This window comes from Streptomyces sp. NPDC107559 (assembly GCF_055657365.1).
In genome coordinates this window covers 243,165-249,803 of record NZ_JBVKBD010000013.1, presented here as the reverse complement: position 1 = coordinate 249,803, position 6,639 = coordinate 243,165, and the positions used below count along the sequence as shown (strand labels likewise).

The following is a 6,639-nucleotide window of genomic DNA, read 5'->3' as shown; positions in this document are numbered from 1 at the left end:
GGCCTGAGTCTCTACCGGATCGTCCGCGAACTGCAGACACTCCTCGCCACCTGGACCGGCGCCTGCCCCACCTGCCACCGCAACATACCCACACCATACGAACCTGACCAAGCCCTACTAGTGCCGCGGCAGGCAACGTTTGCCCGTCAAGGAGCGGCGTCCGGTGCGTGCTCTCGGCGTGCCGGCCGGAAGTCCTCGTACTGGACGTACTTGGGCTTTCGGCCGGTGCGGCGAGAGTGCGTGCCGGGCGTCGCGACGGGGCGAACGTTGTCTGCCGCGGCACTGGTGCGGTCCGGATGGCGTCCGGCGGGCCGCCCGTTCACATCCCGGCCATGCCGCCGCCGCCGGTGAGGCCCGGGGCCAGCGCCGGGAACCAGAAGACCGCGACGGCCAGGGCGATCGAGACGACCCCCACGACCCGGGCCACCAGGCGGCCGGCCGGGGCGAGCTTCTCGGCGGTGATCACGACGGCCAGCGCCCCCATGGCCCACAGATTCATCACCCCGAAGGCCGCGAGCAGCACCATCAGGGCCCAGCAGCAGCCCAGGCAGAAGGCGCCGTGGTGGGCTCCGGCCCGCAGATCGCGCGAGGTCCGCGGGTACGAGGCGTAGCGCAGGATCAGCCCCAGCGGCGAGCGGCACTTCGCCAGGCAGCGGTCCTTGAGGGGGGTGAACTGGTAGAGGCCGCCGACCGCGAAGACGGCCGCGGCCACCGCGGCCCGCGCCGCCGCCGGGAGGTCGGCCGTCCGGCCGAGGCCGGCGGCCAGCGCGTACGCCGGCAGCCCGGCCGCGGCCCAGACGAGCAGGTAGGCGACGGTGAACACGGCCATGCGCGGCGCCCGGTGGGCGGTGATGGTGCGTGCGTACAGCGCGGCGACGGCTGCCGTGGCGGGCAGCATCATCGCGGCCGTCATCAGCGTCCACACGACCAGGAAGGCGGCCGGGTCCAGACCCATGGTTCCGGACATCGGCTGCATGCCGCCCCAGCGCGCCACCAGCCACACCCAGGCGGCGGCAGCCGCGACCAGCAGCAGCGCGGCGGGGCCCGCCCTGCGGCGGACGGTGACCGGGCCACTGCTCACGCGGACCATGCGAACGGCGCCGAGTGCCCGTTGGCGCCGGCGAAGTCCCAGGACCGGCCGTAGACGCCGTCGCCCGTGGCACGGATGGACCGGGCGACCGTCAGATTGCTGTTCGCCGGGTGGAAGACGCCGGTCAGGCCCATCACGGGACCGTCCTCGCCGAACTGCGGGGCGATCTGGTCCTCGATCTCGATGTCGATGGCGTCCCCGACCCGGACGGCGTGGCGGCGGCCGTCGTCGCGGTAGTCGATGGGGACGCGCTCCACCCCGAGGACCTCGCCGACGAGCGGAGTGAGCGCCGCCATCGGTCCGCCGGCCTGGCCGGAGAAGATCCTGCCCAGCGCCTGCGCCTGGCCCTCGTCGGTCGACGCGTCGACGTACAGGGCCACCTGCCAGCCGCCCTCGGCCATCGCCTGCGGCGCGTCGATGAAGACGGCGACGCTGTGACCGGAGACGTCCACGCCGTCCACGTTCCCGGCGTCCACATGGAACGCGAAGGTCACCTGACACCGCTCGTGGTCGGCCGGGGCGGCGAAGCCCGAGGTGGTGCAGGGACACACCACGTCGCAGTTGCAGCTCTCCAGGTACGTGCCGTTCAGATTCCAGGACATGGCTCTTCCTCCCTGTCGCATGTCCCCGTTGTGCGTCCCCCTGGGGCCTGCCCGGGCAGGCCGTCCCGGCGCCCCTGCTCACCACGCTATTCCCGGCGGTCGGGGCGCGCAGATCCGCGCCGGTCGGGCAACTGCTGCCGGTACGGGTGACGGAAGGCCGCGAGCATTGTCGGTGGTGGCTGGCAGAGTGTCACGCATGACTTCAGTGACTGCGGCCGACTACGCCTGGATACGTTCCTCCCCGGTGTTCCGCCACGCGATGGACACCGGGTACACCCTGACCGCGGTGCGGGGTGTCGCCCCCGAGGAGGTGCTGCGGATCATGGATGCGGAACCGCAGGGCACCTGTGTGGGGGCGCAGGAGCTGATCGAGCGGCAGCACGAGTTGCTCGACCCCATGGACTACTGGAGCGAGTCCTTCCTCGCAGGCGCGTTCACCGTGCCGGGCGCGGACGGCGACTGGACCCTCGTCCTGCAGTTCGACAGCGGCACAGGGATGCGGCCACGCTTTCTCGAGGCCCTGTCCGCGGGCGGACGCGCCGTGGTGCACTCCACCAACGGGGGCAAGCCCATCGACCTCTTCCACTGGTACGCGGGCGGCGAGTGCCGCACCGGCTTCGAGTCGCCCTGGGCCAGGGAGGGCAGCAGTCCCGACGAACTCAACCCCCTGCTGCGCGAGGTCGGTCTCGAGCTCACACAGGACGAGGACGGCACCGGTGCGCACGTCGATGCCAAGGCCGCCGTCCTCGCTCTCGCCGAGCGGCTGACCGGGGTGCGGGTGACGGAGGAACTGCTGCGTGACGCCGAGTACCGGCTCGGACTCGTGCCGGAGGAGCCCGCCGAGAAGTGGACCACGGTCGTCGTCGACATCACCGACGCCCAGGGCGAGCGCTTCCACCGGGAATTCGCCCGCGAGGACGTCGAGGCCTCCATGGAGCGCGCCCGCGCTCGGGCCGAGGCACCGACGGTCATCCCCGGTACGCTGTTTCCTCCCCCCGCCCCCTGACATCGCGACGGTCCCGGCCCGGGCCCGCAGACGGAAGGACGACGCAGACGATGGCGACAGCGCAGGAGGTCCGGACACTGGCGCTCTCCCTGCCGCGTACGGAGGAGGCGCTGGTACGGGACCAGGTCAAGTTCCGGGTCAACCGGATCGTCTACGTGGCGTTGTCCCGGGACGAGTTGTCCATGGGGTTCGCGTTTCCGAAGGAGGAACGGCTCGCGCTGATCGCCTCGGAACCGGAGAAGTTCTTCATGCCCGCGGCCTCCGACGAGCGGTACAACTGGGTGCAGGTACGGCTGCCCGCGCTGGACGACGACGAGATGACCGAACTGGTGGTCTCCGCCTGGGCGATGGTGGTGCCCAAGCGTCTCTCGGCGGACCGGCTGGCCCGGCTGGACGTGAAGGCGGCGGGACGGCGCAGCGAATCCGCCGACGCTCCCCAGGAGGAGCACGGCACGGACGACGGCTGAGCGCGACCTCTGCCGATCTTGCCGCGCGAAAACCGCCCCGTCGGCGCGACGCGGCTGGAAGGGTAGGGGTGTTCGCGTCCGCAGACCGGAAGAGATGCTCTCGGCATGGCTGTCATCCACCACACCGTCCTCACCCCGACCAAGCTGGAACTGCTCGCCTCCTGGCTGCCCGCACGGCCGTGGTACCGCGGCGGCGCGGGTGAGCCGGACCTGGCCAAGGCCGGCGGTTTCCGGCTGGACGACCCGCAGGGCGAGGTGGGGATCGAGTTCCTGGTGGTCACCGATGCCTCCGCCGCCGACCCGGCCGCCTATCTGGTGCCGCTCACCTATCGGGGCGCCCCCCTCGACGGGGCGGAAGACGCCCTCGTCGGCACCATGGAGCACGGGGTACTGGGGCGGCGCTGGGCCTACGACGGCGCTCACGACCCGGTCCTGGTCGCCCAGTTGCTGGCCCTGATCGAGGGCCGGTCCCAGGCGCAGGACCAGAACGCCAGCGACACCCCCGACCGGGAGGTCCTGCGCGCCTGCACGGACGAAGTCCCGCTGAAGGCGGCGGACTTCACCACTGCCGAGGACGGCCCGGACGGTACCGAACTGACGGCACCGCACGGTTCGGTGCTGCGTCTGCACCGTCTGCTGCACCCCGCCCCGCAGGGCGCTACGCCGCTCCCGCCGGGCGGGGCGGCCGGCCATGTGGCGGGCTCATGGCTGCTGCCGGACGGCACGCGGACCCGCGGTCTGTTCGCCGCACTGCTGCACACCGACCGCCGCTCCTGAAGCGGCGCACCGAGCGTCGTTCCTGACACCGCACACCGACCGTCGTCCCTGAAGCCGCGTACCGAGGCGCGCGGCAGCGCGGGCGGCCCTCGGCCGCGCCCCGGGTCACCGTCCGCCGCGGGCCGGGCAGCCTGCGGCAGGACGGGGCCGGGGCACGGACGGGCCCGGCGTGCTTCAGAGTTGGGTGGCCGGTTCCAGGGCCTCGACGGCCGCCGCCGCGGCGGCGGAGTCCTGACCGTAGAAGATGTCGATGTCGACCTCCTCGCCGCCCATGGTGAGCGTGTCCCAGGCGCCGCTGAGCACCAGCATGCGCAGCGTGCTGCTCTCCAGGGTCCCCAGGCGCTCCAGGATCGCCTCGTCGTCCGGCAGGCCGGGCATGCGCTTCGCCAGTCGGGTACGGATCCCGCGCAGCCGTTCCAGGAGCGTCGCGGTGTCCGCCTCGCGGTCCGGTTCTTCGGCGATCCCGTCGATGCCGTGCGCGATGATGTCCTTGATGGCCCAGGTGGCGCCCTGGTCGTCGGTGGTCACCATAGCCTTCCAGGCGCGGCTCTTGTGGCGGTACTGGAGCATCGACATCGCGGCCTCGTGACGCAGGAAGTCCGCGTCCCGGAAGGGCTTTCCGTTCCAGGCCGCGTTGAGGGACCGTGCCAGCGAGATCGCGGAGGCCAGGCCGCTGTTGAGCCCCCGGCCCGGCCAGAAGTGGATGGCGTTGGCGGCGTCGCCCAGCAGGAACCCGTACGTGCCCGGGGTGTTGGCGGTGGGCGGCAGCAACTCGGCGGTGAACCGGGGGCGTTGCACCATGTCCAGGCGGAACGAGGTGACCGCGCTCAGGTCTTCCGGTTCGACGCCGAACAGCCGCAGCCCCTCGCCCACCCGCTTCCACAGGGCCGAGCCCCTGATGAGCGCCGGGAGGAACAGGGTGCTGTGCGTGGAGCACTGGAAGTCGCCGTGTTCGTCGCGCGCCATCAGGCAGGGGCGGGAGGCGATGCACTCCTCGAAGACACGGCGCACCGGGTCGATGCCGACGACCTCCGCGACCTCCGCGTCCGTCAGACGCATGTTGAGGAAGCCCTCGCCGCGCAGGGAGTTCAGCAGGAACCGGTTCTGTCCGACGGTCAGCAGTACCGCCATGGGGTCGGTCAGGCCCGACTTCACGCGCAGGCCGAGGACCACGTCCTGGAGATGGCGGCCGTCCAGCGAGTAGATGGACTCGTCGGCCTTGCCGAACTTGGCGGCGAAGTGCTCGCGGGTGTGCGACCGGCCGCCGTCGCAGATCGCCAGTACGTGCTGGGTCGCCAGCGCGTCCTGCTGTTCGTCGATGCTGAACCGGGTGGGCACGAGCCGGATGCGGCCCTGCTTCTCGTTCGCCACCTCCAGCAGCCGGTCCTCGATGTAGGCGATGCGCATGTTGCGCGGGTGGTGGTCGCCGATCGAGTCGGGGCCGGACGGCCACATCTCGGTGTAGTGGTCCGGGTCGAACAGCCGGGCCTGGGTCTCCTCGGGCAGGCTCAGGTACTGGCGGCTCTGCACGGTCACCACCTGCTGGCGCCGCACATTGCCCTGGCTCGCGTCCTTCCAGACGATCTTGCGGCCCTGCTTGCGCCACCGGCCGTCGTAGACGGTGATGCTCACCTGGGCACCGAGGAGACGTTCCAGCAGCAGCGCCAGGGACAGGCCGACGGGCCCGCCGCCCGCGATGGTGACCCGCAGCACGGGTCCGTGTTCGGTCTCCTCGTCGCCGTGGGTCAAGGACCTCGGCAGGGAGAGCGCCATGATGGTCTCCATGGCGTCCGCGACCTCGAAGCGGAACTCCTGGTCGCCGATGGTGATGGCGTCACCGGGTTCGAGGAGTCGGGAGTCGATCTCCTCGCCGTTGACCAGGGTTCCGTTGCTGCTGCCGCAGTCGCGCAGCACATAGCCCTGGGTGTCGTCGAGGATGAGTTCCGCGTGGAAGCGCGAGACGCTCAAACTGGAGATGACGACCGTGTTCTCGGAGTTGCGTCCGAAGGTGACCCGGGTGCCGATCACCGGTATGCGTTCTCCGGCCAGCAGTCCTTCGTGCCCAACAAGCACCGGCGCCACAGCACTTCCTTCCAAGGGTTGACCACATTGCCGCTGCCGCGGTGCCACCGGAACGCACCGCTGCGCGGGCAGGACCGGGCAGCGTGTGACAGGTAGGGCGGAGGAACTTCCGCTCGACGTAATTGAATTGTGAATGGTTCGGTTCTGGCGACAGCCTATCGTCGCCTGACCGGTACAGATGACTCATCATGCCCGATTCCGAAGCCGTTCGGGAGAGGCCTTCCGACGGCCCGGAGTGGACCTCACCAGGGGCGAGTTGGCCATCCTGCCTCCCATGCGTCACTCGCGGACGCGCAGCGGAGCGTGTCGCAGCGGATATTGACGAGCAATGGCGGATTCCGCATCTTTTCGGGCAGTTATGCGGCTCGATTCCGACCGCTCGCACTCCGGAGGAACGGCCGGGTACACACGACCGCCGATCGACTGTGACCGCAGCAGTCGTCGACCCGACCGCGGCGGCCGTCGACCCCGGCATGGATCAGCAGGGATCCGACAGCAGGGGCTTCAACAGCAGGGGCAGACAGGGTCGAATGGATGTACGTTTGAACGTACTGGCTGCGTGACCGCCCGCGGCGGCCGGGCCCGAGCGCCCGGTCCGCCGTCGGCGTACCGGAA

The 6,639-nt window shown here is 70.8% G+C and carries 6 protein-coding genes; 3 read left to right on the top strand and 3 right to left on the bottom strand.

Annotation, left to right across the window (positions count from 1 at the left end; all coding sequences use genetic code 11):
• Positions 1 to 319 precede the first annotated feature (319 nt).
• Together ACZ7OY_RS32060 and ACZ7OY_RS32055 are read right to left on the bottom strand one after the other, a co-directional pair.
• The gene (locus ACZ7OY_RS32060) at positions 320 to 1,081 is read right to left on the bottom strand and encodes a DUF2182 domain-containing protein (RefSeq protein WP_471914675.1); all 762 of its coding nucleotides are present in this window, start codon (positions 1,079 to 1,081) and stop codon (positions 320 to 322) included.
• Complete coding sequence (locus ACZ7OY_RS32055) at positions 1,078 to 1,692, bottom strand: DUF1326 domain-containing protein (RefSeq protein WP_471914674.1); 615 nt, start codon at positions 1,690 to 1,692, stop codon at positions 1,078 to 1,080. The genes ACZ7OY_RS32060 and ACZ7OY_RS32055 overlap by 4 nt, the downstream gene beginning before the upstream one ends.
• A gap of 196 nt (positions 1,693 to 1,888) precedes the next feature.
• Between ACZ7OY_RS32055 and ACZ7OY_RS32050 the strand changes: the two genes are divergently transcribed.
• The 3 genes from ACZ7OY_RS32050 to ACZ7OY_RS32040 all read left to right on the top strand — a co-directional run bounded on the left by ACZ7OY_RS32050 (position 1,889) and on the right by ACZ7OY_RS32040 (position 3,942).
• A complete protein-coding gene (locus ACZ7OY_RS32050; protein WP_471914673.1) occupies positions 1,889 to 2,698 on the top strand; it encodes a DUF6461 domain-containing protein in 810 nt (269 codons plus the stop codon).
• Positions 2,699 to 2,748: 50 nt separating this feature from the next.
• Positions 2,749 to 3,165, top strand: a complete 417-nt coding sequence (locus ACZ7OY_RS32045; RefSeq protein ID WP_471914672.1) for an MmcQ/YjbR family DNA-binding protein — start codon at positions 2,749 to 2,751, stop codon at positions 3,163 to 3,165.
• A 105-nt stretch (positions 3,166 to 3,270) separates the two neighbouring features.
• Entirely contained in the window at positions 3,271 to 3,942 is a 672-nt protein-coding gene (locus ACZ7OY_RS32040; protein ID WP_471914671.1) for a maltokinase N-terminal cap-like domain-containing protein, read from the top strand.
• 174 nt (positions 3,943 to 4,116) lie between these two features.
• On the opposite strand, the gene ACZ7OY_RS32035 is transcribed toward ACZ7OY_RS32040, so the two are convergent.
• Positions 4,117 to 6,015, bottom strand: a complete 1,899-nt coding sequence (locus ACZ7OY_RS32035) for an FHA domain-containing protein (protein ID WP_471914670.1) — start codon at positions 6,013 to 6,015, stop codon at positions 4,117 to 4,119.
• Positions 6,016 to 6,639 lie beyond the last annotated feature (624 nt).

Bases quoted from the DNA above. Each gene is read 5' to 3' on its own strand.
- ACZ7OY_RS32045 (WP_471914672.1), top strand. From the start codon at position 2,749: ATGGCGACAGCGCAGGAGGTCCGGACACTGGCGCTCTCCCTGCCGCGT.
- ACZ7OY_RS32040 (WP_471914671.1), top strand. From the start codon at position 3,271: ATGGCTGTCATCCACCACACCGTCCTCACCCCGACCAAGCTGGAACTG.
- ACZ7OY_RS32055 (WP_471914674.1), bottom strand. From the start codon at position 1,692: ATGTCCTGGAATCTGAACGGCACGTACCTGGAGAGCTGCAACTGCGAC.
- ACZ7OY_RS32050 (WP_471914673.1), top strand. From the start codon at position 1,889: ATGACTTCAGTGACTGCGGCCGACTACGCCTGGATACGTTCCTCCCCG.